The 22,404-nt window shown below is 48.9% G+C and carries 17 protein-coding genes and 2 pseudogenes; 9 read left to right on the top strand and 10 right to left on the bottom strand.

Going from position 1 to position 22,404, the window contains the following annotated elements; translation table 11 throughout:
* Positions 1–78: 78 nt before the first annotated feature.
* Positions 79–1,422 carry a sensor histidine kinase gene (locus PSHG_RS19605; RefSeq protein WP_010276630.1) on the bottom strand — a complete coding sequence of 448 codons (1,344 nt, stop codon included), beginning with the start codon at positions 1,420–1,422 and terminating at the stop codon, positions 79–81.
* A gap of 72 nt (positions 1,423–1,494) precedes the next feature.
* Positions 1,495–2,184 (bottom strand): response regulator transcription factor, encoded by a 690-nt coding sequence (locus tag PSHG_RS19595; RefSeq protein WP_010276626.1) that lies wholly within the window; start codon positions 2,182–2,184, stop codon positions 1,495–1,497.
* 162 nt (positions 2,185–2,346) lie between these two features.
* Between PSHG_RS19595 and PSHG_RS19590 the strand changes: the two genes are divergently transcribed.
* Together PSHG_RS19590 and PSHG_RS29560 are read left to right on the top strand one after the other, a co-directional pair.
* Positions 2,347–3,219, top strand: coding sequence for an S-layer homology domain-containing protein (locus tag PSHG_RS19590; RefSeq protein WP_010276624.1), 873 nt, complete (start codon positions 2,347–2,349; stop codon positions 3,217–3,219).
* A gap of 237 nt (positions 3,220–3,456) precedes the next feature.
* The gene (locus PSHG_RS29560; protein ID WP_010276623.1) at positions 3,457–6,795 is read left to right on the top strand and encodes an S-layer homology domain-containing protein; all 3,339 of its coding nucleotides are present in this window, start codon (positions 3,457–3,459) and stop codon (positions 6,793–6,795) included.
* 406 nt (positions 6,796–7,201) lie between these two features.
* Here the strand turns inward: PSHG_RS29560 and PSHG_RS19575 are convergent, their stop codons facing one another.
* Positions 7,202–7,972: a class I SAM-dependent methyltransferase gene (locus PSHG_RS19575; protein WP_010276619.1), complete on the bottom strand. Its 771-nt coding sequence runs from the start codon at positions 7,970–7,972 to the stop codon at positions 7,202–7,204.
* A gap of 314 nt (positions 7,973–8,286) precedes the next feature.
* On the opposite strand from PSHG_RS19575, the gene PSHG_RS19570 reads away from it, so the two are divergent.
* Positions 8,287–11,208, top strand: coding sequence for an S-layer homology domain-containing protein (locus PSHG_RS19570; RefSeq protein WP_010276616.1), 2,922 nt, complete (start codon positions 8,287–8,289; stop codon positions 11,206–11,208).
* 326 nt (positions 11,209–11,534) lie between these two features.
* On the opposite strand, the gene PSHG_RS19565 is transcribed toward PSHG_RS19570, so the two are convergent.
* The 5 genes from PSHG_RS19565 to PSHG_RS29555 form a co-directional block, all read right to left on the bottom strand.
* Entirely contained in the window at positions 11,535–12,269 is a 735-nt protein-coding gene (locus tag PSHG_RS19565; protein ID WP_010276613.1) for a DUF899 family protein, read from the bottom strand.
* A 78-nt stretch (positions 12,270–12,347) separates the two neighbouring features.
* A complete protein-coding gene (locus PSHG_RS19560; RefSeq protein WP_010276610.1) occupies positions 12,348–12,866 on the bottom strand; it encodes an SRPBCC domain-containing protein in 519 nt (172 codons plus the stop codon).
* A 129-nt stretch (positions 12,867–12,995) separates the two neighbouring features.
* Entirely contained in the window at positions 12,996–13,121 is a 126-nt protein-coding gene (locus tag PSHG_RS31760; RefSeq protein WP_262362381.1) for a hypothetical protein, read from the bottom strand.
* Positions 13,122–14,376: 1,255 nt separating this feature from the next.
* Positions 14,377–15,861: an S-layer homology domain-containing protein gene (locus PSHG_RS30730; protein WP_010276607.1), complete on the bottom strand. Its 1,485-nt coding sequence runs from the start codon at positions 15,859–15,861 to the stop codon at positions 14,377–14,379.
* Positions 15,862–15,951: 90 nt separating this feature from the next.
* Complete coding sequence (locus PSHG_RS29555) at positions 15,952–16,662, bottom strand: hypothetical protein (RefSeq protein WP_010276605.1); 711 nt, start codon at positions 16,660–16,662, stop codon at positions 15,952–15,954.
* Here PSHG_RS29555 and PSHG_RS28360 point away from each other — a divergent pair.
* Together PSHG_RS28360 and hemL are read left to right on the top strand one after the other, a co-directional pair.
* Positions 16,616–16,906: pseudogene (locus PSHG_RS28360) on the top strand (porphobilinogen synthase); the annotation flags it as partial. The gene PSHG_RS29555 and the pseudogene PSHG_RS28360 overlap by 47 nt on opposite strands.
* Positions 16,907–16,963: 57 nt before the next feature.
* On the top strand, positions 16,964–18,259 hold the full coding sequence (hemL, locus tag PSHG_RS19535) for a glutamate-1-semialdehyde 2,1-aminomutase (RefSeq protein ID WP_010276599.1): 1,296 nt from the start codon (positions 16,964–16,966) through the stop codon (positions 18,257–18,259).
* Between the two features lie 188 nt (positions 18,260–18,447).
* Here the strand turns inward: hemL and PSHG_RS19530 are convergent, their stop codons facing one another.
* Positions 18,448–19,053 carry a TetR/AcrR family transcriptional regulator gene (locus tag PSHG_RS19530; protein ID WP_010276598.1) on the bottom strand — a complete coding sequence of 202 codons (606 nt, stop codon included), beginning with the start codon at positions 19,051–19,053 and terminating at the stop codon, positions 18,448–18,450.
* 17 nt (positions 19,054–19,070) lie between these two features.
* Positions 19,071–19,541 carry a hypothetical protein gene (locus tag PSHG_RS19525; protein ID WP_010276595.1) on the bottom strand — a complete coding sequence of 157 codons (471 nt, stop codon included), beginning with the start codon at positions 19,539–19,541 and terminating at the stop codon, positions 19,071–19,073.
* A 239-nt stretch (positions 19,542–19,780) separates the two neighbouring features.
* Between PSHG_RS19525 and PSHG_RS19520 the strand changes: the two genes are divergently transcribed.
* From PSHG_RS19520 to PSHG_RS19510, 4 genes and pseudogenes are all read left to right on the top strand, one after another.
* Positions 19,781–19,975 carry a hypothetical protein gene (locus tag PSHG_RS19520; RefSeq protein WP_010276592.1) on the top strand — a complete coding sequence of 65 codons (195 nt, stop codon included), beginning with the start codon at positions 19,781–19,783 and terminating at the stop codon, positions 19,973–19,975.
* A 254-nt stretch (positions 19,976–20,229) separates the two neighbouring features.
* Positions 20,230–20,382 (top strand): annotated as a pseudogene (locus tag PSHG_RS29550) (uroporphyrinogen decarboxylase family protein); the annotation flags it as partial.
* Between the two features lie 14 nt (positions 20,383–20,396).
* Positions 20,397–20,822 carry a site-specific integrase gene (locus PSHG_RS28355; RefSeq protein WP_235782088.1) on the top strand — a complete coding sequence of 142 codons (426 nt, stop codon included), beginning with the start codon at positions 20,397–20,399 and terminating at the stop codon, positions 20,820–20,822.
* 384 nt (positions 20,823–21,206) lie between these two features.
* Positions 21,207–22,259, top strand: a complete 1,053-nt coding sequence (locus tag PSHG_RS19510) for a LolA family protein (RefSeq protein WP_316244851.1) — start codon at positions 21,207–21,209, stop codon at positions 22,257–22,259.
* The last annotated feature ends 145 nt before the right edge of the window (positions 22,260–22,404 follow it).

Here is a 22,404-nt window from a genome sequence, read left to right as displayed (position 1 = left end):
TTTGGAGGCATCGTCATTCGCTGACGTCCGAGACTCAATTGGATGAAGGCGGGGCGGTACCATCTGGCAAACATTCGGTTACGATGAAGCCCGCATCGTTCCCGGGTCAAGTGGCAGGATTAAGGTAAACGTCGTTTTTTCGTTCGGAAGGCTCTCCATGTGCACGCGCCCTTTATGGGCATTAGCCACTTCCTGAACGATGGATAAGCCGAGGCCCAGTCCTTCACCGCCACGAGCTTCTGACCCCCGGTAAAAGCGTTCGAAGATAAGCTTCTGTTTTACTGCGTCAATACCGGGGCCATGATCGGCAATGGTGATATGGACATGATCTTCCCTTTTATTCAGAAAAATGCCCAAATAGTTGCCTTCTCCCCCATGCTGTAAGGCGTTTTCAATCAAGTTCCGCAGCGCTCTTTCCATTAGAGGTTGATCGAAAGACGCATAGAGTGGTTCCTCCGGAATGTGGACATCCATGTCAATCGAGAGCGACTCCACCATCGGGATGTAGTCAGCGGCAATGAGCCGGATTGTCTCTCCTAAGTCTTGACGAATGAATTGGACACGGTCTTTATACGTATCCAGCTGCGCGATTTCCAGCAACTTCTGCAAGAGCACTTCCATATATCTGGCCCGTCTCAATAAGTTGGACGTAAATTTTTTCCTTTCCTCCGGGAGTTTCACGACTTGCCCGTCCAAAGACTCGGCATAGCCTATGATCATAGTTAGCGGTGTTCTCAAATCATGGGAAATATCAGCGATGAGCGACTTGCGCTTGACTTCCAGCTCCTGTATCCGCGCAACGTTGGAACGGATGCGGGCAGACATGTCGTTGAAGCTGCGCGTCAGCTGACCGATTTCGTCTTTGGATTGGCTCTCAATGGGCATAAGGGAACCGTTCGCATCAAATGCATTCATGGCATGATTCAACTTTTGCAAGCGACGGTTTAACCGGAAGAAGAAAAACAGAGCAAATACATAAGGCGTCACAATGAATAGGGCCACTGGGAGGAGCAGCTGGATGAACTGGGCGCTGTCCTGAATATAGACAAAAATTTGACTGCCTTGCATAACGTCGCTGGGCAGCATCATTACCAGAAACTGCTGCCGCCCTTCCCGCTGCCAATCGAAGAGGAGGGTGATGTCCGCCCCTTTCTCCCATAGGCTGGACGGCATATTCAAAAATCGGTTCATCAACTCATTCATGTCATAGTCTGTGGTACGGCCGTCGGTTGCATAGTGCAATTCACCGTTTGCCCCCAGCCAGGCAAGATCAATGAGCGGGTGTTCTTTCCGAAAATCGGCTAGCCGTTCTAGAATCTGCTCAGAATCAGCTCCGGCTTGTTCCGCCTCACGGCTCAGCTGATCGCCGAGTTCATTCAAATTCTGGTGCGTATAACCTTGGTTAAAGAGCAGCCCGATCACAGCAGCTATTCAGCAATAGCAGGGAGGTCAAGGAACTGGCCAGTAGCAGCAGCCACAGCTTGCCCTTCAGAGTCATGACGGGTCCCCCATAAAACGATAACCGATCCCCCGAATCGTCTGGATATACTTCGGTTTTGCCGGGTCATCTCCGATTTTTTTTCTTAAATAATTCACGTACACTTTGACCGAGTTGTTGTCTGCATGATCCAGCTTCCACACTTCCCGGAAAATTTCTTTATGGGTGAAAACCTTGCCGGGGTTTTGCAGAAAAAGTTCAAGCATCGCTCCTTCAATAGGCGACAGAGGGGTTGTTCCGGAAGAGCTCTGGATGAAGGAACCTTCAACATCAAAGATGCTTGAACCCAGCTTGAACTGCTTGATCCGCAAGTCCGGCTTGCTTCTTCTAAGAATCGCCTGGATCCGGGCGATCAGTTCGCCGGGGCTGAAGGGCTTCGTCACATAATCATCAGCACCCAGGCCAAGGGTTTCGATTTTGTCCGATTCCAGCTGTCTGGCACTGAGTACAATCACGGGAGTTCTCAACTGATGCTGCTTCATATATTTCAGGACTCCCCAACCGTCCATCTGCTCCATCATCAGATCCAGCACGATTAAATCAATGGGCTCCTGGCTAAGAATGGACAAGGCACACTGGCCCGAATCAGCTTCAAAGACCTGCATCGAGGCGTTCTCCAGGTGCAGCTTCAGGATGTCGCGGATTTCCTCCTCATTATCTACTACTAGTATTTTTTGACCTTCCACGGACGATCCCCCGTTCTGCGATCATTTCTCTTTTTCATTATACGGAATTGCTCTCGTAATCCTAGTGTTTTACATGAGCCTTTAACCGAGCTTTAACCGAGGAGCTCTATTCCCGATGGTAAAATGACGGGGATGCAGGAACGAGAGGAGAGAGTGGGTTTGATGCAAGTAAACGGTCGACTGTTTTCATGGGTGTTGATGATCGTTTTCGCTTTGTTGCTGGGACTAGGTGTGCCTGTTTTGGAGGTGAGTGCGGACGATGGACCATTTGAGGAAGTGCCGTATACCTATGAGGTTAACGAAGATGGTTCGGCGATGATTACGGGCTGGAACGAAGATGACTTTGGCCCGGTTCCGGCCATCGCAGTCGATCGGGATCAGGGAACGGTCAGCGGCACGATCGATCACTTAGCGGTTTTTGCAGCCATTGCACGGCTGGTGGAGACGGACGAACCCGAGGCTGAAGAGCCGGAACAAAAGGAACGAGGAGAGCCGCAATATTCCGGGCCGTCTTTCGCTGATCTTGACAGCCACTGGGCGAAAAACGAGATTTATCGTCTGGCTGCATGGGGCGCAGTGAACGGGTATCCTGATGGTACGTTCCAACCGGATCAGACGATGGCACGCGCTGAATTTGTAACGATGGTGGTGCAGGCGTTGAATCTGGAGGGAGGCAACGGCCATCTATTTGCCGACAGTGAACATCATTGGGCGCGTGATGCAATTGCTGCAGCAGCGGAGCACGATATCATAACGGGCTATGATGAGACGATATTTGGTGTGAACGATCCGATTACGAGGGAACAGTTGGCGTTAATCATCATGCGTGTGATGAAGTTGCCGGCGCAGCCGATTGAACCGTTGACGTTTACCGATCAGTCTGACATCGCGAACTGGGCTGGGGAGGCGGTCGCCCTCCTGCAAGCGGCTGGGATAATAAATGGTTACCCGGACGGAAGCTTCCGCCCTAAGCGGGAAGTAACGCGTGCGGAAGCAGCAGTTGTACTGGTTAGGGTACTGGACGAGATCAAATGAACAAAGAAGTCGAATAAGGAATTTACAGAGAGAGGCAGTCGTGCACTCTCTCCTTTTTTGATCCCCGGTTGGCGGCACTATTCATAATACTTGATTATTACGCATGACTAGCACGGATCGTCTTCCTTTAACCAAGCTTTAACCCTATAAGCGATTTTCGGAGATAGAATGATTAGGACGAGACGATGTTGGTATATGAAAACCAACGTAATGGGTTCAATGGGGGAGGTTATATATGTGAAGAGGCTGAACTTAGTGATTAGCCTTGTCCTGACGCTGTGCCTCACGGCGGGAGGTATCGCGCCAGCGATTCAGGCCAGCTCGGCAGAGAAAGCCGATTATGCCGGCCATTGGGCAAATGAAACGATTAAAAAATGGATCCATATGAACATGCTGGATGGTTATCCTGACGGATCCATTCGGCCGGATCAGCCGATTACGCGCGCGGAATTTGTCGTTTTTATCAATCGTGCGTTCGGATTTGCGGCAGGTGCAGCGAATCCCTTTCACGATGTGGACGAGGATGACTGGTACGCGCCAGCGGTAGCGATAGCGGTTCAGGCGGGATATGTCAGTGGTTATGAAGACCATACGTTCCGGCCGATGCAGGAGGTGAGCCGGCAGGAAGCGGCACAGATGCTGCATCATCTATTGGCGCTTCCTCCCGACCCGGCAGCGGCGGCCTCCTTCCTTGACGAAGCGGAGCTCGCCGATTGGAGTCGAGGCGCGGTGGGCGCCGTCACGGCACACGGCATTGTGAGCGGCTACCCGGGTGGACAGTTTCAACCGGAGCGATCACTGAGCCGGGCGGAAGCGATTGTGTTATTGGATCGGGCGCGTGAAACATGGGGTGAGACCGCTACGGAAGAGGAAGAAGAAGCGGAAGCGGTGGACGAGCGTGTGATCATTGACGCAGCAGGAGACACTTTTGGTCCGGATAGCGGCAGTCCGCTACGAATTGCCGGAGACGTAATCGTGGCCGCACCGGATACGACGCTCCGAAACTTGATCGTTGAGGGCGATGTCATCATTGCGAAAGAAGTCGGTGAAGGCGATGTAGACCTGCAAAATGTGGATGTGGGCGGAACGATGAACGTGCACGGCGGGGGAAGTGAAAGCATCCGCCTGCAGGACAGCACCGTGATTCGGCTCATTATTGAGAAGGAGAACGGTGCGGTTCATATCGTTGTATCCGGGGATACCGTCATTACGGAAACGGTCGTCTATTCTCCAGCCTTGTTGGAGGCAGCGAGAGATCTGGTTGGAGAAGGGTTTCAGCGTGTCACGTTGTTCGGCAGCGACATGGAGTTGCGTTTCATAAGGGCGGTCATCGGTCTGCTGCATGTGACGGAAGAAGTATCGGATTCTGTGATATACCTCCTGAACGGAGCAAGGATCATCGAATTGATCATGGATGGGAAGGCGACCATCATTGATAGCGGAAGCTACAATCCAAGCCATCATCCCGGTTCGGATTCGGGGAATGAGCCAGAGCCGGGGACGGGACCGGAGCCAGAGCCGGGGACGGGACCAGAGCCAGAGCCGACTTTGAGCTTTATCACGCACGCACCGGAAAGCCTATCCTTCAACGGGATTAGGGAGACGGAGAGCATCAGGCTGACGGCGCATTGGAGTGATGAAACGTCGGTTGATGTAACCGCTGAAGCGGTATGGCACTCGGATGACGAAACCGTCGCTTCGGTGACGGACGGCATCGTGACTGCTGAAGGATACGGTACAACGATGGTTTGGGTGGAATACGCAGATTATACGGCCAGCATTCCGGTTTCGGTTGTTCGCAAGGCATTGTATGCAGACATCGCAATCGCGGCCGAACTTGTCGTAGCCGGAGAGAACATCCCGGTAACATTCACAGTTTATCGTTCCGATGGCAGCGTCGATTCGGACTTCAACGGGGAGAAGATGGTGACGGTGAGCGGATATACGAACGCGCCAAGCGGAACAGCCGGCAGCTTCGCGGGAACGCCGTTGATTGGAGCTTCTACGGAACGATTACTCGCATTCACCAATGGTAAGGCATCAGCAAATCTCGTCTTGCATCATGCTGCCGAGCAGACGATCTTGATCGATGTGGTTGAACCGGAAGATGAGTCAACCCCATTTACGATCACACCGCAGCCTGCCGAACCAAGCAAGCTCACATGGAAGCAGAAGCCGGGCAAGGTCATTACGGAGGATGAAGCTTTCGAAGCGATTGTCCAGGTGGCAGATGAGTATGAGAATCCAATTGAGAAGCTGGGCCTGCTAGAAGTGCAGGCTACGATCGCTGAATCCGACACCGGAGTCAGCTTTAAGGAAACACCAGCCGCTAATGTTGTGGACGGCGTCGTTATTTTTCGCAATTTATTGCTGCAGGGTCTCGATTCTGATGCCAATCCCGAAGATGTTACTCTTCGCTTCACGTTGAAAATGGACGGAGCCGAATTATTGCTTGACAGCGATTCGGTCCAAGTGGTGCGCTTTGCACGTGGTGCAGGTACGGAAGCCGAACCTTATGAGATCGAAAGTCTCGGTCAACTCGCAAATGTGAGCAAACATTTGGATGCTCACTTCCAATTAAACGCAGACATCGATATGCCTGATAACCTGGAAGACTACAACGATCCGGGCGGTTGGATTCCGATCGGGCATGGATCCGGGACTGGATTCCAGGGTGTATTTGACGGAAAGGGGCATACCATCTCGAATCTTATGATCCGGAGGACGGGCAGCGAAGGTACAGGCGCCCAGGCATTAGGGTTGTTTTCAACCATTGCTTATGGCGGGGAGATTCGGAATCTGACATTGGAGAATGTGGACATCAAAAGCCCGGGGTCAGATGAGGACGGTGTAGCAGGAAGGAGCGTTGGTTCAGTGGCAGGTGTGATGAGCGAAGGCAGTTCCGTTACGAACGTAACGGTTTCCGGTAAAGTGGAAGGGGATAGTCAGGTTGGCGGTTTAGTCGGCTTGAATGCAGGTACAATTACGGAGTCCAGTGCGAATGTCATGGTAACAGGAAATTCAGCGGTTGGCGGTCTTATTGGGTTTCACAGAATGTTTGGAGGAGAGGTTACCAAATCATATGCAACAGGTGATGTGAATGGATCGTTGTACGTCGGCGGCCTGATCGGGCAAAAGGAAATGCTTACAGAGGTAAGCGAGGTGTTTGCGACAGGGGACGTGGCAGGCAGCGTTAATGTGGGCGGCCTGATTGGGGGTTCTTCCGGAACCGTCCGAGACGCCTATGCAACCGGCTATGTAACAGGGGACAATAACGTTGGCGGCCTTATCGGCAATATTGGCGGCGGAAGTACTATAGAGAATGCCTATGCAAAAGGCGTGGTGACAGATATAGATCCTTCCTCCGGAACTAATGTCGGCGGATTAATTGGCAGTATGTTATTTGGAACACCTACTGCTGCATACTATTATCAAGAACCGGATAATGGACGCGGGGAAAAGAAGAGTGAGAGCGAAATGAAACTACAAACCACTTATGAAGGCTGGAAATTCGATACCATTTGGCAGATTGTAGAAGGAGAATCCTTCCCGACTTTCATTTGGCAAAGTTCTTGATTGTCCTCATCTGTGCAGGCAGGGGAGCCCTTCGGGGTTCCCCTTTTTTTGGTAGCAGAATCCCAAGCGGAGTATTAGTCATAAAAGGATCCCGCACGCGAGCTGTAAAAGAGCTTTTGACAACAAACGCATTCGAATCTGATTAATTGGGATATAGAACACTTCATCTTATATGGAGGAGAATATGCCATATTCCATCTTAATTGCCGAAGATGACGCGCCCATTGCCGAACTGATCAAGCTTTCGCTGCAAGCAGGCTGGATCCCCCGGCGGGGAGGAAAGCCATTCCGCTTTTGCCGGACATTCGATGGAAACGGTCATACGATCTCGAGCTTGATAATGATTACTGGACAAGGATCTCTTTTACCATTTAAGTGCAGTTCCGGATCCGGCAAAAATGGAAGATCATAAAGGGCGTACGGCTTCGAACATGAACGTCTGGTTGGCGTGAACCGGCTTTTGCCCATAGACGAAATCAGCCGACACGACAATGTCTGTGAATCCGATGTCAGCCAGCAGCAGCTTGAATTCTTCCACCCCATACCAACGCAGGGCAAAACGCTGCAGCTCGGTCTGGAGCAGTTTGCCGTCGCGCCATTTCTCATAGCGCAAATGCGTGACCGTGTACTGGCGCAAGAAATCGGCTTCCACTAATGTGCGCTGCAGGGTAATCGTATCGCCATTCGGCAAGGCGTAGGTGGAAGTATCCGTTGATGCCCCGGTCTCGAAGCGAGGTTCCGGCAGGAAAATATCCATCAGCAAGCGGCCTCCCGGCTGCAAGTGCTCATATAGCCGCTGCAAGGCGAGTACGGATTGTTCGCGATTCTCAATGAGCAGAAATGAACCGGCTGGAATCAGAATCGCTTCATACCGCGTCGGTAGAGACAAGGTTTGCAAATCAGATTGGTACAGCTTTGCCTGCAGCCCGCGTTCTTCACAGCGGCGGCAGCAGGAAGCTAGCATATCCGGAGAATAATCGACGCCTTCCGCCTGCAAACCGGCTTCCAGCAGGGAAATCAGGACGCGGCCGGAGCCGGCCATCGCCTCCAGTATCGGCCCTTGGCAATTTTCAAGCCGCTTGAGGTAGTAGTCGATATCTCCAGCGATCGATTGTCCGACTTTTTTGGTCAAATCATAAACTTCGGTGCATAATTCCCCATAGTAACTAAATGACATGGCAGCATCCTCCAACTGTGCAGATAAGTCGAATCATAGGGCATGAAACGATAAACGTCAACCGTCAAACCCCAAACCCCAAACCCCAAACCCCAAACCCCAACTCCAGCGCAGTCGTGTCTTGCGGAAGCTATCTCTCGAGATGCAAGGGAGTTGGAGGAAAGGCGAAAAAAAAGTCAACGATGTCTCCAGCAGCCTTTCTTTTGATCCCTTGCGAAAAGGAATTGCTTTCCACCTTGCTGTATATCGTTCTATAATGTAGAAATAGCAAACAAAAAGAGCTTAGGTCTAGAAAATAACTGAGGTGAAAGCGTTTGAAAAACAACAACCGTGCCAAAAGAATGGCGAGTTTACTGATCTTATTTCTTGTATTTCATAATATATTTTTTCAACCGGCGGGTACATCGGCTGCAGGGTCAGAAGTTTCGCAGCCCAGCACGCCCATAAGCTTAAGTTCTGGTACAGAACGGATTGTGGATTACATTTACAATCAGAATGGGTTTAGTTATAGCGGACTTATTCCGGCTCAACCGCTAGGTACAGAGATTGAAATGATTGGTTATCAGGATTGGCCGGACGGTTTTACAAAAGATCGTTATGCCTTTGCTGGCGGGGTATTTGACGGTCAGAGCATTTGGATGCTTCCTTTCGATGCGGACCGGGTTGTGAAAGTGGATAGCGTGACCGGGCAGATGACGGGGTATAACGACTGGCCTGCCGGCCTTGATCTAGGGGGGAGCGGTGCGGGCCTCTTTGTCGGGTCATTCAGAGGAGGGGCGTTTGACGGTGAGAACATCTGGATGGTCCCTTATAATGCCAGCCATGTGGTTAAGGTGAATACAGCAACAGGCGAGATGACAGGCTATAATAATTGGCCGGCGGAATTCACAAAAGAAATATACGCCTTTTCAGGCGGGATCTATGCTGGTAATAGCCTGTGGCTGATTCCTGAGTCGGCTGATCGCGTCATCGAACTGAATACGGAAACGGGTGAGATGACAGGCTATGACGCTTGGCCAGCCGGTTTTACGAAGGGTTCGTATTCCTTTGCGGGCGGAGTGTACGACGGCCGAAACATTTGGCTGATTCCATACAGTGCAGACCGGGTTGTGAAGCTGGACACGGAGACCGGTGAGATGACAGGCTATGACGCTTGGCCAGCCGGGTTTGCGAAGAATCCGTATGCTTTTGCGGGTGGTGTGTATGACGGTCAGAACGTTTGGCTGGTTCCCCTTAACGTTTTGCAGGTGGTGAAAGTCAACACGCTGACAGGGGAGATGACTAGCTACGACTTGCCTGGTGATGCTTTGCAAGGAAGCGGGAGCGTTTTTCAAGGCGGCGTGTATGATGGTCAAAGCATCTGGCTCCTTCCTTATTCAGATGGGATTGGGGTGGTGCGAATTGATAAGACGACAGGCGAAATGACAACCTACAAAAATTGGCCAAGCGGCTTCTCAAAGGGGTTAGGTGCGTTTAATAGCGGTGTGTTTGACGGCCAAAATATCTGGATGATCCCTTATAGTGCCGACCGTATCATCAAACTATTTTCGCTGACCTATACGATAGAGGAGATCCAGGACCAGCAAATGATCCCGCTAACGGAAGGGTATGAGCCGGGCGCACAAGAGATCAAAACCATGACGATCACAAGGAGTGGGACAGGAGAGCTAACAGGCGTTGCGGTGGCCTTAAGCGGAACGGATGCTGATGCATTTGAGATCAGCCAGCCTGCAGCTGCAACCTTGAATGATGAGCTGGAGTCAACGACCTTTACCATCCAAGCGAAGGATGGACTCGAAGCGGGGACATACACAGGGCTGGTTGCTGTCACGGCCGACCAAATGGCGGATGATGTGACCTTTACCGTCACGCAAACGGTTGTCGGAGATAGTGTGCTAAGTCCCGTGACGGCGAGCTTTGACAAAAACACGGCTTCAGCAGCTTATGCAGATGTCACAACAGAAATAGCATGGAAGGGAAATACGTTAATTGCTATAGAAAACGGAGAGAAGAGGCTGGTTCCTGAGATCGACTACACGCTGACAGATAACGTGGTGACGATCAAGAAGGAATACCTGGCCGCCCTGCCTGCAGGCGCTACTAAGCTGACGTTTACATTTAGTGCAGGGAAGCAGCAGACACTGGCGATAACGATCAGCAACTCGACACCCGTAATTGAGGATGTGCCTAACCATAGTGATACAAATGACGGGGAGAGCATACCTCCAAATACCCACCTGATTTCGCATGCTGGGGCAACCATTTCTTTTCAAGGGGGACAGATTGTTATCCCTGAGGGAGCGTGGAGCGGTTCTTTTTACCTTACGATTAACAAGCTGCATAGCACAGAGGTTTTGGCTTTAGCCGATACACTGTCGTTAACAGCAAAGGGGCAGTTTGTTAGTGAAGTTATCGAGCTGGAAAAAGATCAGGCCGGGAAGTTTCAAAAGGAAGTTACCATAAAATTGGAGTTAACAGAGGATGAAGACTTTCTTGAGAGGGAAGGCATGAAAGTGTCCCTTTACTGGCTTAACGAAACAGCTAACCAATGGGTTGAGCTAAATAACGTTACCATAGATGGGGAAAAGAATATGATCAGCGGAACCGTTGCTCATCTTACTAAATTTGCAGCGATAGCTTCACAGATGGAAGAAAGAGAGGAAGCAGAAGAACCGGAAGAAACAGAAGAAACAGTACCCGATGTCTATTTATCTGATATTAGCGGACACTGGGCCGAGGAAAATATCCGTCGTTTGGTTGCCATGGGGATTGTTAATGGTTATCCGGATGGAACCTTTCAACCTGGTAAATCCGTGACAAGATCAGAATTTGTGACCATGTTGGTACGAGCGTTTCAACTTGAGCCAGAAGATGGACGTACGGCTGCGCTGCCTTTTGAAGATGTACGCGGGCATTGGGCTGCTGAAATGATCTCTGCTGCTTATGATTACGGAGTCATTCAGGGCTATGCCGAGACTGCTTTTGGTCCGGATGATTGGCTTACACGTGAGCAGATGGCAGTCATGATGGGTAATTTAATGGCGTTAGAAACGGCCGCGTTCGACCCAATATTTGCAGATCAGGGATCCATTTCTGACTGGGCTGGTCCACGAGTTATGGCCGTAGTACAGCATGGGATCATGGACGGGTATCCGGATCAGGCGTTTAGGCCGAAAGCTTTTGCTACTAGAGCGGAGATCGCCACCGTTATCCTTCGTGTGTTAGAGAAAAAATAAGCAAACTTACACATCACTCGCGGCAACGCTGCGTTTGTAAAGATGATAGGGTGCCAACAAATAAAGGACGACTGGCGCTCCGGCTCTAAACAATCGGGCAGGTTATCCCCGCCAATAAAGTGAAAAGAAAGCAGCCCGCTTTGCATGGCATGCGGTGGGCTGCTTTCTTTCATCGTAGTAAGGTCATCTTCAGGCATTAAGGCAAGATTCTATAGAGTTTTTCATATGTTTGAAAAGCTGCAAACAAACGCAAACACGAAGCTCGATGATAAGGATAGGGACAGCGAACTGCCAATTTACTGGAACTAATATAGGCATAGTTTGTCTTAGTTTCCGAGATCATCGGAATGTCCTGCTGCTAGGCGGGACCATTGTGCAGTTGGACGGCCGTCTAACTGAAATTGACCGCCTTTAGAGCCCCAATGTTGCGGCCAACCCTCGGGAGACTCCTCCCAAAACTCCTGTCGGCCGTAGACTGTAAGGTCTAGCAATCCGTAGGATGGTGACATTGGTTCGTTGCCGCGGCCCGTGGTCCAATAAGTTTCATAAACCTTATCACCATCCCGGAGATAGCAGACCAGGATGCCGAAGTGCCGATCTACGATCAACGGTTTCACGGCAGCCTGGGGCACTGAGTACCAGGGAACCTTCCAGCCCATGAAGTCACGATATCGCGAGCTTTCCTCATAAGGCCCCTGACAGAATGTAGCGTAGCTGACGTCCCGTGAATGTAAATAGGACAGCTCATTGATGTGAGCCGTGGAAAATGTACAGCCCTCGCACTGTTTAGCGGCAGGCTTGCCGGTGTGCCACATGTGATAGTAGGCGATCAGTTGGCGACGGCCTTGGAACGTATCCAGCAAAGTGACAGGACCATCCGGGCCTATTAACTGGATAGTTGAGTCCACCTCGACCATCGGCAGCCGCCTGCGGGCTGCTGCAATTGCGTCGCCTTCGCGAGTATGCATTTTCTCTCTGATGCGCAATTCATCAAGTTCTGCCTGCCAACTAGCCCGATCAACAACTGCAGGCAGCGGATTATGGTTGTCTCTTTTATTCATTTCATCATCCTCTTTCCCATCGTATACTTATTTCTGATTGTAATAAGTTCATTACTAATGATGTGTTTCGTTGTGCAGCTACTTTAATGACTCAACCAACGTGTTCAATCGTTCCAAAATCTGTGTCATTCCTTCTAAGAATCCCGTATCCTGAACAACTTCGAGGGATTCTTTCGAATTGAACACGTAACGGCTGACCAATTTTGTTTGTTCGCCTAAATCAACGAAATACATTGTAACTTCTGGTGCTGGCATGGATTCATCAATGTTGCCGTCAGCATCAGAAAAGTAATCGATATAACGAATAAACTCGGGTTCGACAATATCCTTGTAGACAATTTTCCCCCAAGCCTCCACACCGTAATAATTCTTTAAGTTTGGATCGATGCACTTCATACAATAGTGCCATATACCGCCAGGACGGAAATCAATGTGGCAAACCGGTATTTCCCAACCGTAAGGTCCCCACCAACGCTTAACATGCTCCGGTTCTTTGAAGAGCTTAAACACGAAATCACGCGGAGCATCGTATGTTCTTTCTAAGACTATAACCTTATCATTTTCAATCTTTGAGTTTATTGAATGATTGGATGTCATAATTCCTCCCAGATTTTAAAAATTTAGAACACTCCCTTGTCTTTCAATTCCAATAAATAATCATCTAAATTGTTGAATCTTTCTTCCATGGTAATTTCTCCAACAGTACGAGGCGAGTGCCTCAATAGTTCAACTATGGCCATTCGGTTCGGCTAATGCCTTGAATGTAGCGACATCCATGTCAGGAACATCTACTTGCATTTGGTTCACCTCTTTATAATAGGTACCCAGGTTGTGCCAGTTCGTGTCACTCATCTCTTTTCTCCGAATACGACTTGTTTACAATATAACATTTTTGTTATATAACTTTCAAGGCATATATTATCATAATGTTGTACAGGCAATGCTGGGACTAGCTACAGTGGCATAGAATCCGCGGGAGTCGTTACCCCTCGCCCCCGAATGACGATTCTGCTCAAAAGCTCGTCAAACCCGTCCGCATAGCTGTCGGAATGCCTCTTTTGCTTCTCGGAACCATTCGCCGGAACCCTCACGGCGCAAGGGATTGGGAGGTTGGGAGAACTACACGTGCGGGGATATTTGGAAAGCTGCAAACACGCTGCAAACACGAAACTCGGCTAGGATATTTCGGAACCCCCAAGCCAAGAGGTTCTAAGCAGGAGCAAGAAGCCGGGGCGAGTGTTTGGCCCGAGAGCTTCGGTGGTGGCCGGGAAGCCGCACTCTTGGGCAAGCGTCGAGCAGCTTGCCAAACCTGCGGGCATCCGACCGCCCCTCTGACCGGCAACAAACTACAAGATTAGGAAAGGGACTGGGCGGCCAGTGGGGTTCCAAAGTGCCGTCCCACCTAGCTGAAGTAACCTTAGTAACCCTCAAGTAAACATGACTACACGCCTCTGTCTCGGTGTACACGAAACGCAGTAAACCAAGTAAAAAAAGTAACTATGTATATATACATCTAAATCTGTATGTGAGTACGGGGGTACGTTTAAAGAAGGCTTCGCCAGATGTTACTGCCTTTACTGCGGTTACTGCCTCCCGTTCCCGCCGAAGCCGAAGCCACCCCACACCTTTACTGGAGCCTTACTAAGCATTACTAGCCCTTACCGGCAAAGCACTGCGGTTCCTGTAGTCTGCCTCTCCGTTCACAAGCTAGCCGAAAACACTTACAGCTACAAGGTCATCTTACACTGGAGTCATGGTGGCAAGGCGGGCGAACTGCCGAGCGCAAAGGTTCAGAGGCTGGGTCCATTGGCTTGGAACCTACACGTGTAGTTGCTGGTCAGACTCCCGAGTCTCAAGCGGAGTATTCAATCAAGACAGCGAGACGTTTCCCGACAAACGGAGAGGCATCTTCCTTGCGTTCGACTTCTATCTTGGGTATTTCATTGCCGTCCGTGTACACCAAAGCCAAGGGAAAGGCATTCTAGCCTATTTCTCTACAACAATAATTGCAACACTGTGAGGACCCATTACCTTTCTTCTACATATGCAAAAGGCACTCTCCTATGAAGGAAAGTGCCCTTAATTATGTTTCAGATTATTTATAACTTCACCAATCGGCTGGGCGGATGCTGTTAGGGTCAATGGCAACGTAGTGCTCACCATTAATCATAATGTTGTCAAAGATAGTTGTAGTACGAGACAAACCGCCGAATCCAATATCGATTCCTCTCGAATCATTGAATATGACACGAACATCCGCATATCCTTCGTACCAAACATTTCTTTGAAGGTTAAAAATGTCTACTTTACCATGATACTGCCGCACGTATTCATCGTGTACAATCATGTTATTCAATTCATCCGCATGGTTGATTCGGAATTTGTATTGCACACGGACAATATGATGTCTGCCATTGTCATATACAGTAGACGGTTCTACCTTGAATTCACCTTCGATTTGCACACGATTGGCTACAACGGCTTCTGCAAACGGCATATTGTATTTCCAAGCCGTATGACTACGCTCGTTATGTTGATACTTGAGAAGTTCTTTCGACCAAGCTTCGGGGTCCATCGTTCGATAGTCTACGTTGTACATCAGGTTGAGACCGGCTTCCACCTTGTCTAGAACTTTCTCAAATTCGGGCTTGTCATACACATTGTATAAATCGGATTCAAAGTATTCCTTGGGATTCAAAAAACGGTCCTTGTTCCAAACGAAGAACGGCATTTCGTACATTTCGTTGGGAATGTCATGCAGGATGTATGGGAACTGGTCTGCATTGCTTGGCAAATTGGTTGTACGGATAGCACGCTCCCAGGGGTCTCGTTCGGAACTCACATACTCAAGTGCGGTTGCGTCAACGGTAAGCGTTTCGCCATTCTTTAAAGCGAGCATGCGGTCTATAACCATTACAGCCTGAGCGCGTGTTACCGTATCATACGGCAATAGTTTGCCACTAGCCATGCCGCGGATAATACCTAGCTCAACTGCTTTCTTCATTACATTGTTTCTATGTTTCCAATCGTAGAGTACTTCAAGCGAGATATTATCTGCGATTTTGGAATTCTCTACTGACTCACCTAGAGCATTCAGCACAATCTCCGCCATTTCCACACGGGACAGAGGAAAATGGGCAAGATCAGCAGAAATTGAAATGCCATCTAAAGATGCGCCATAGCCACCTCTATTGTCCACTCCCTCCGGATATTGCGTATCTAGTTTCATTTGGTACTGGCGTGCTTCAATCCATCCATGTTCCACAGCTGCTGCGATGTATTTCATGGACCAGAGTGGGTAGTCTTGGAGTTTAGAATTGTCAATACCTGCAGCTTCTACCGCCATTTTAATGAATTCCTCGCGAGTCACTTTCTGGTCTGGCTTGAATGTGCCATCAGTGTAGCCGTTAACATACCCGGCGCTGACTGCTTGGGCAATGGCATCGGCCGCCCAATGATTCACCGGCACATCATCAAAAACTCTCTCATCATCACCGAATGCAGCAGATACGGTCACGCTCTGCGGAAGAAGAGCGAAAACCATAACGAATGCCATGACAAAAGCTGTAGCTGAAAATAAATGTTTCCTCAAAGATTGAAACCTCCCTATAAGTCATGTTTCTCATTTTTATATCGGTGAACTTTACTAAGAATTTAACGTGCCGATGCCGTTTATTGTGTATTACAGTTTCTTGAAATGAATGGTCATCCGGTCTGAACTGATTGCATGCGGTCGTACAGTCACTTGATAATCATCTGTAATTATCCGAGTGTCCTTCGCCTCAAGCAATGTCGGCGCTTCACGAATGGCATTCCGGATTTCATCATTGAGCGTAACCCCAGCGGCTTCCAGCATATCCAACGTTAAATCGATAACGGTGGAATCTGTAGCTTCAAAGACTAGGACAGCATCCGATTCGCTGTATTCGTCGATTGAATACGACAGTAGGGCTTTGTTCGTTTCCTTTACACTTACATCCGTGCTACTGTATACAACATCAAAATCTGTGTATGCCGGGTTGTTGGCAATGATGTCCTCCATGGCCGCCACCATGTTGGCAATTTCCTCCGGAACATCAGTCGGCGGTGTTGTCGGCTTTTGACCAGGCAGTGTCGGACGTTCCTTGAGTTCAGAAAGACCAGCGTCCTTCACGTTCTTAATGAACTGAATCGCTTCGGCCCTCGTCAGGAAATCTTCACCCTTGTAGCCGTCCACCGTTTTCTCTCCTGTTTTGCCTTGGGCAAAATTCTGATTCAGGAGATACTGGATGGCATCCACGCCGATAAGGTTAATGCCGTTGGCACCTGCGATGATGTTAGCGACCGTTTCACGTGTTACGGCTGTATTGCGGGAAGCAGAGAGCGATGTAGCGGAAGGCGCCGATATGCTCATGGTAAAGCCCGCACTGGCATACTTGGATGTCGTACGTGCGCTGAAGGAACGATTTGATTTGCCGGTTGCCGCATACAACGTAAGTGCTGAGTACTCGATGATTAAAGCGGCTGCGCAAAACGGTTGGATTGACGAGCGCGCGATCGTGCTGGAAATGCTCACGAGCATGAAGCGGGCAGGCGCGGATATCATTTTGACGTATTTTGCCAAGGACGCCGCGCGCTGGCTTCAGGAAAATCGATAACGGTTAAAGCTAAGATTAAGAAACACGCAATATGTTGAAAAGGAGAGTTGCGATCTAATGAACAGACGCAAGGATCAAAAGTCTAAGGCGGCATTTGAAGCGGCGAAAAAAGTGATTCCCGGCGGTGTAAACAGTCCGGTCCGCGCATTCAAATCGGTCGGAAACAACCCGTTTTTTGTTGAACGGGCGAGCGGTTCCCGCATTTACGACATTGACGGAAACGAGTACATCGATTATATCGCTTCCTGGGGGCCGCTTATTCTCGGTCATGCTCACCCGGAAGTTGTCGAAGCGATCAAACGTACGGCCGAACAAGGGACAAGCTTTGGGGCGCCGACAGAAATTGAAACCGAGATGGCTGCGCTCGTATGTGAGCGGGTGCCGTCGGTTGAAACCGTTCGCATGGTAAACTCCGGTACGGAAGCGACGATGGCCGCGTTGAGACTGGCACGCGGATACACCGGCCGAAGCAAGATCGTAAAATTCGAAGGTTGCTATCACGGACATGCGGATTCGCTGCTGATAAAAGCCGGTTCCGGCGTTGCCACGCTAGGCTTGCCAGACAGTCCCGGCGTCCCGGAATCAGTCGCAGCCAATACGCTGACTGTGCCATATAACGATCTCGATTCGATCCGGCTCGCATTTGAGAAATTTGGTGAAGATATCGCAGCGGTCATTGTCGAGCCGATTGCCGGCAATATGGGTGTCGTTCCGCCGCAGCCCGGTTTTTTGCAAGGACTGCGTGAAGTGACGGCGCAGTATGGCAGCTTGCTCATATTCGATGAAGTGATGACCGGCTTCCGCGTGCACAAAAACTGTGCGCAAGGCTTGTTTGGCGTCACGCCGGATTTGACCTGTTTTGGCAAAGTGATTGGCGGCGGGTTGCCGGTAGGTGCTTATGGCGGACGTCGAGACATTATGGAGCAGATCGCGCCGACTGGCCCGGTATATCAAGCAGGAACATTGTCAGGAAATCCGCTGGCGATGGCGGCAGGATACACGACCTTAAAGCTGTTAGGGAAGCCTGGCGTTTACGAGGAGCTCGAGCGGAAATCGGCACGTTTGGAGGAAGGGCTGCGGAAAAATGCGGAGGAAGCAGGCATCCCGGCAACGATTAACCGTGTCGGTTCGATGATCTGCCCGTTTTTTACCGATCGGCCGGTGGTAGATTACAATTCCGCTTCATCCTCCAATTTGGACAAATTCAAAAATTACTTTAACAATATGCTCGACGAAGGCGTTTCGATCGCACCGTCCCAGTTCGAAGGGATGTTCATGTCGCTGGCGCATTCGGACGAAGATATCGATCAAACCATTTTAGCTCATCGGAAAGCGCTTCGGAGACTTTCGTAAGACGTTTAATCGCATTTAAACATAAACCCTTTAGCAACGTAGCCGAAAAACCGGGTGCTCAGCTTTTCCGGTTTTTCATCGATGAAGCTGGCAATTAATAAAGAACCTCTTGAGATGAAGCGTGATCCGATGACACCGACTTCAATGATATAAAAAAGCAGCCGTTTACAGTGCGGCTGCCAGTTTTCCTACGTACCGTTTCGTTTAATCATCCTAGTGATCATTTCAATGCATACTTGCTTATAAACTTCCGAATCAAAGGATTCTCCGTTTATCAGCATAGATTCAGCAATCGCTCCCTGGATCATGATTGCAGCGTATTTAGGATTAAATTCGGAAAATTCTTGTGTCTTCTGTCCGTAGACCAAAATGTTCTGTAATAACGCATATAACGGGTCTTCATCGTCATTGGTTACCTTATAAAAAGGGACGTTTTCCTCTGTGCGCGCATTAAAAATAATTTCAATTAATGCGATATTATGCTCATTGTGAGCAGCCTGGTAATCTATAGATGCTCCAACAAAGGCAATCAATTGGTCGTATGCAGATTGCTGTGTGCGCACTTTTTCTTCAATATATTCATATTGTTTTTTTAACAAATATACCAGCGTATGATTGATCAAGTCATCTTTATCCTGAAAGTGATAGGAGATTAATCCTGCGCTGATTTTTGCTTTTTTTGCGATTTTAGCTAGGCTGACATTGACATAGCCAATCTCATTTAAAGTTTCAACCGCTGCCTTGATAATTTGTTCTCTCCTTGCTTGAGCGATAAAAGACGGCTGATCTCCCATTGTCATTCCTCCGAGCCTTAGTCCTTTTTCATTTTCTTTTTGTTTAGCTTATTGATAACCACCAGAAAGCCAACGATCAAGAGTATAATAATGATCGCAACATCGTATTTACTTGGATAATTTTCAATAAACATCCGGATCGGTTCAGGAAGTTGTCCTTGAAATATCGATCCAATCAGCATTCTTATAATAGTTATAATAAACAAGCAAAGCTGTAAACACAATAATACAGGAAGTAATGACAACCCGAAAATGAACCCTTTCCATGCTAACGCTTTGTGAAAAATGAAAATGATAGCAGACAAGAGCAGGATGACACCGATGAGGGCAAAAATAATGAGTCTGATCCATTGTATAAATTGCAACGATTCCTGGTTAACAAGATAAAAAACATACCAAAACGACGCACCTGACAAAATAATGCTTAAAAACGGAAAGGCTAATTGAAACGAGCGAGGGAAATCGTGAAAATTAATTTGTTTGCTCATCAAAGCACCCCTTTGATTGGTCATTCAATTAAAATTTAATCATTTAATTAAATCCTATACTGATCGATCAAATTTGTCAATGCGAATAATCAATTTGCAGTTGAAAAGCTTAATTATGTCTGCAAATGATATGGTAAAGTGAAACGAAGAGGAAGATTGGAATCACTGGCAGCCAAACGATCGATTGTCTTGGCTGGTATAGGAATATATCAAATTATACAAAAAAGTAAGGTGAGAACATGGTAGAGATTCTTTTGCTCATCATCGCGATTTTAGTCTGGAATCTTAATTGGAACGTGAAAAAGCGGCTTGAAATTCAGGAACGGAAATTGGAAGAGCTTAAAACTATCGTCGTCAGAGGGTTTCGCATGAACAATAAGCAGCTTGATAAATTAGTGGATGATCGTGACGGAACCGAGGCAAAAAAGGAATAAGCGATCGGTTACCGTCTAGTTAAATGACGAGCCAACTGACGTCACGAAGTCAGCTTTGTCATATATTTGTCAGAAACATTTTGTTTACGCTGGTTGTGACGTATCTTTAAAAAGGGCATAATGGATTTAAGAGAATACAGGAGTCGATTTCACTGTTCGTCATGGCGGTTCCCATAATCGCATGTATGGACGAAGCACCTCTTCGGTGCACGGAAATTGGCTTACAGCACGGAGTTTAAGGAGACTCAGAACTAATGACATATGACGATTTGTTCATTCGAGCCTGCCGCGGACAAAAGGTAGAGCGGGTTCCTGTATGGTATATGAGACAGGCGGGACGATACGATCCGGAATATCGGGAAATCAAGAAAAAATACAGCTTGCTTGAAATTTGCCGCCAGCCGGAGTTCGGACCGTCGCTTTGCCGGAGCAGACCATCACCGCCTTGAAAAAACACAGAAGGTGGCAACTGGCGGATCGGTTGGCATCTGAACACTACCAGAACCACGACCTTGTTTTCTGCAAGCAAGATGGCGGTCCTCTCACACCGCAACAATTGGAAGGGGTCTGGTACTACTTCTTTCGGAAGAAAACAAAGTTGCCTTACATCCGTTTCCACGACCTTCGCCACACCCATGCTTCACTGCTTTTGAAAGCCGGTGTTCACCCGAAAGTAGTCAGTGAGCGACTCGGCCACTCGTCCGTCACGATCACACTGGACCGCTACAGCCACTTGCTCCCTGGGCTTCAAGAAGCTGCTGCCGCCAAGTTTGACGAACTTGTACAACTGGAACCGGCACAATCAACAGGGTTGAACGCACTCATCCAGTGTACCGATTCGGTGTGACACTCGTCGGAAGTCTTGGCTTCTGTAGCCGCCTTCACTGCGCCCACTCAAGGGAACCTTTCGGGGTTCCTTTTCTTTTTGTTCAGAAGTACGAGCATACGCTCGGTTCACTCTTTCGTTGAAACCACTTCCAGCGAGTTCCTGTTTGCAAGCTGTTAGCGCCGTGACGTTGTAAGCAGTTTCCCGGAGAACCTGCGTGAACTTGCTGCAGAGACAGCGAAACCGTCCGGGACGCAGACTCTTGCCTTTCCAGGCGAAAACGACTTGTCATGCTCGTCAAACCCGTCCGCATAATTGGCCAAGTCGGCTCATAGACATGTATCAATGTACAAAGCCAAGGCTGACGAAGCCGGTTTTAGAACAATTCCACGATGGAGGAGAGGAATGATAGGTATGCGGCGCATGTTTGGGTTTGTGGCTCTCGTAATGGCTATTGCTGTGGCGCTGGTCGGCTGCGGCACGAAAGACGTAGAATCGATTGTCGGGGATTTGGAGAAGAAGGTCGGGGATTTGGAAAGCTATCAGGGCGTGGGGGTTATGACTTTGCACACGGGGCAGCTGCCTCAGGAATATCAGGTGGAAGTATGGTATAAGAATCCGCATTTTTACCGGATCGCGCTGACGAACACGAAGAAGGATATTACCCAGATCGTTCTGCGCAATGACGAGGGTGTTTATGTGCTGACTCCTCATTTGAACAAAAGCTTCCGTTTTCAGAGCGACTGGCCAAACAATCAGGGACAGGTATATTTGTATCAATCGCTGGTGCAGAGCGTCGTGCTGGATAAGGAGCGGCAATTCACCAATGAAGAAAACAGCTACGTTTTTGATGTGACAGCCAATTACCAGAATCCATCGCTAGCGAGACAGAAAGTTTGGTTTGATGCCAAAACATTACAGCCCCTGCATGTAGAGGTCAGCGACGAGAACAGCAACAAAATGGTTACAGTTGATTTCACCCACTTTGAGTTCGGCAAGCAGTTTGAGAATGATTCGTTCGACATGAGCCGCAATATGACCGCAGCACAGCTGCAATCCACTCCCGTTATGGCTGAAGCCGATCAAGGTGTCGATGCTGAACCTACGGCAGGCGAGCCGCAAACGCCTGTTTACGTGGAGCCGGAATACTTGCCGGATGGAGTCGTTCAGACAGGAATTAGCGAGGTACAGCTGGGAGAAGGAAAGGGGCTGCTACAGCGTTATAGCGGAACGTACAACTATACGATTCTCCAATCGAAACCGGTTGATCAGGCGGCTTCCGTTCAATCCGGCAAGCTGATAGATTTGGGCTACACGTGGGGGACTCTCATTGGGGAGGATAAAAAGACATTCACCTGGATTAATGACAATGTGGAATTCAGACTTTCTTCCGGTGATTTGCCAGAATCCGAGATTATTCAAATCGCTTTGTCGGTGCAGGGGCAAAGCGGAAAATAAGGTCTAAGGTTTGATTGACAGCATTACTTGCAGCGTTTACGATTAAGGTGGTTAAATAGCAACGAACTGTAAAAATGGGGAGGGTTACATAGACGGCCTGCTTGCGGTCCTATGTGCCCTCTTAAGTTGTATGGAAGCTGCTAAG

Origin of the sequence: Paenibacillus senegalensis JC66 (genome assembly GCF_000285515.1) — a bacterium.
Taxonomy (GTDB): domain Bacteria; phylum Bacillota; class Bacilli; order Paenibacillales; family NBRC-103111; genus Paenibacillus_L; species Paenibacillus_L senegalensis.
This window is presented reverse-complemented; position numbering and strand designations above follow the sequence as displayed.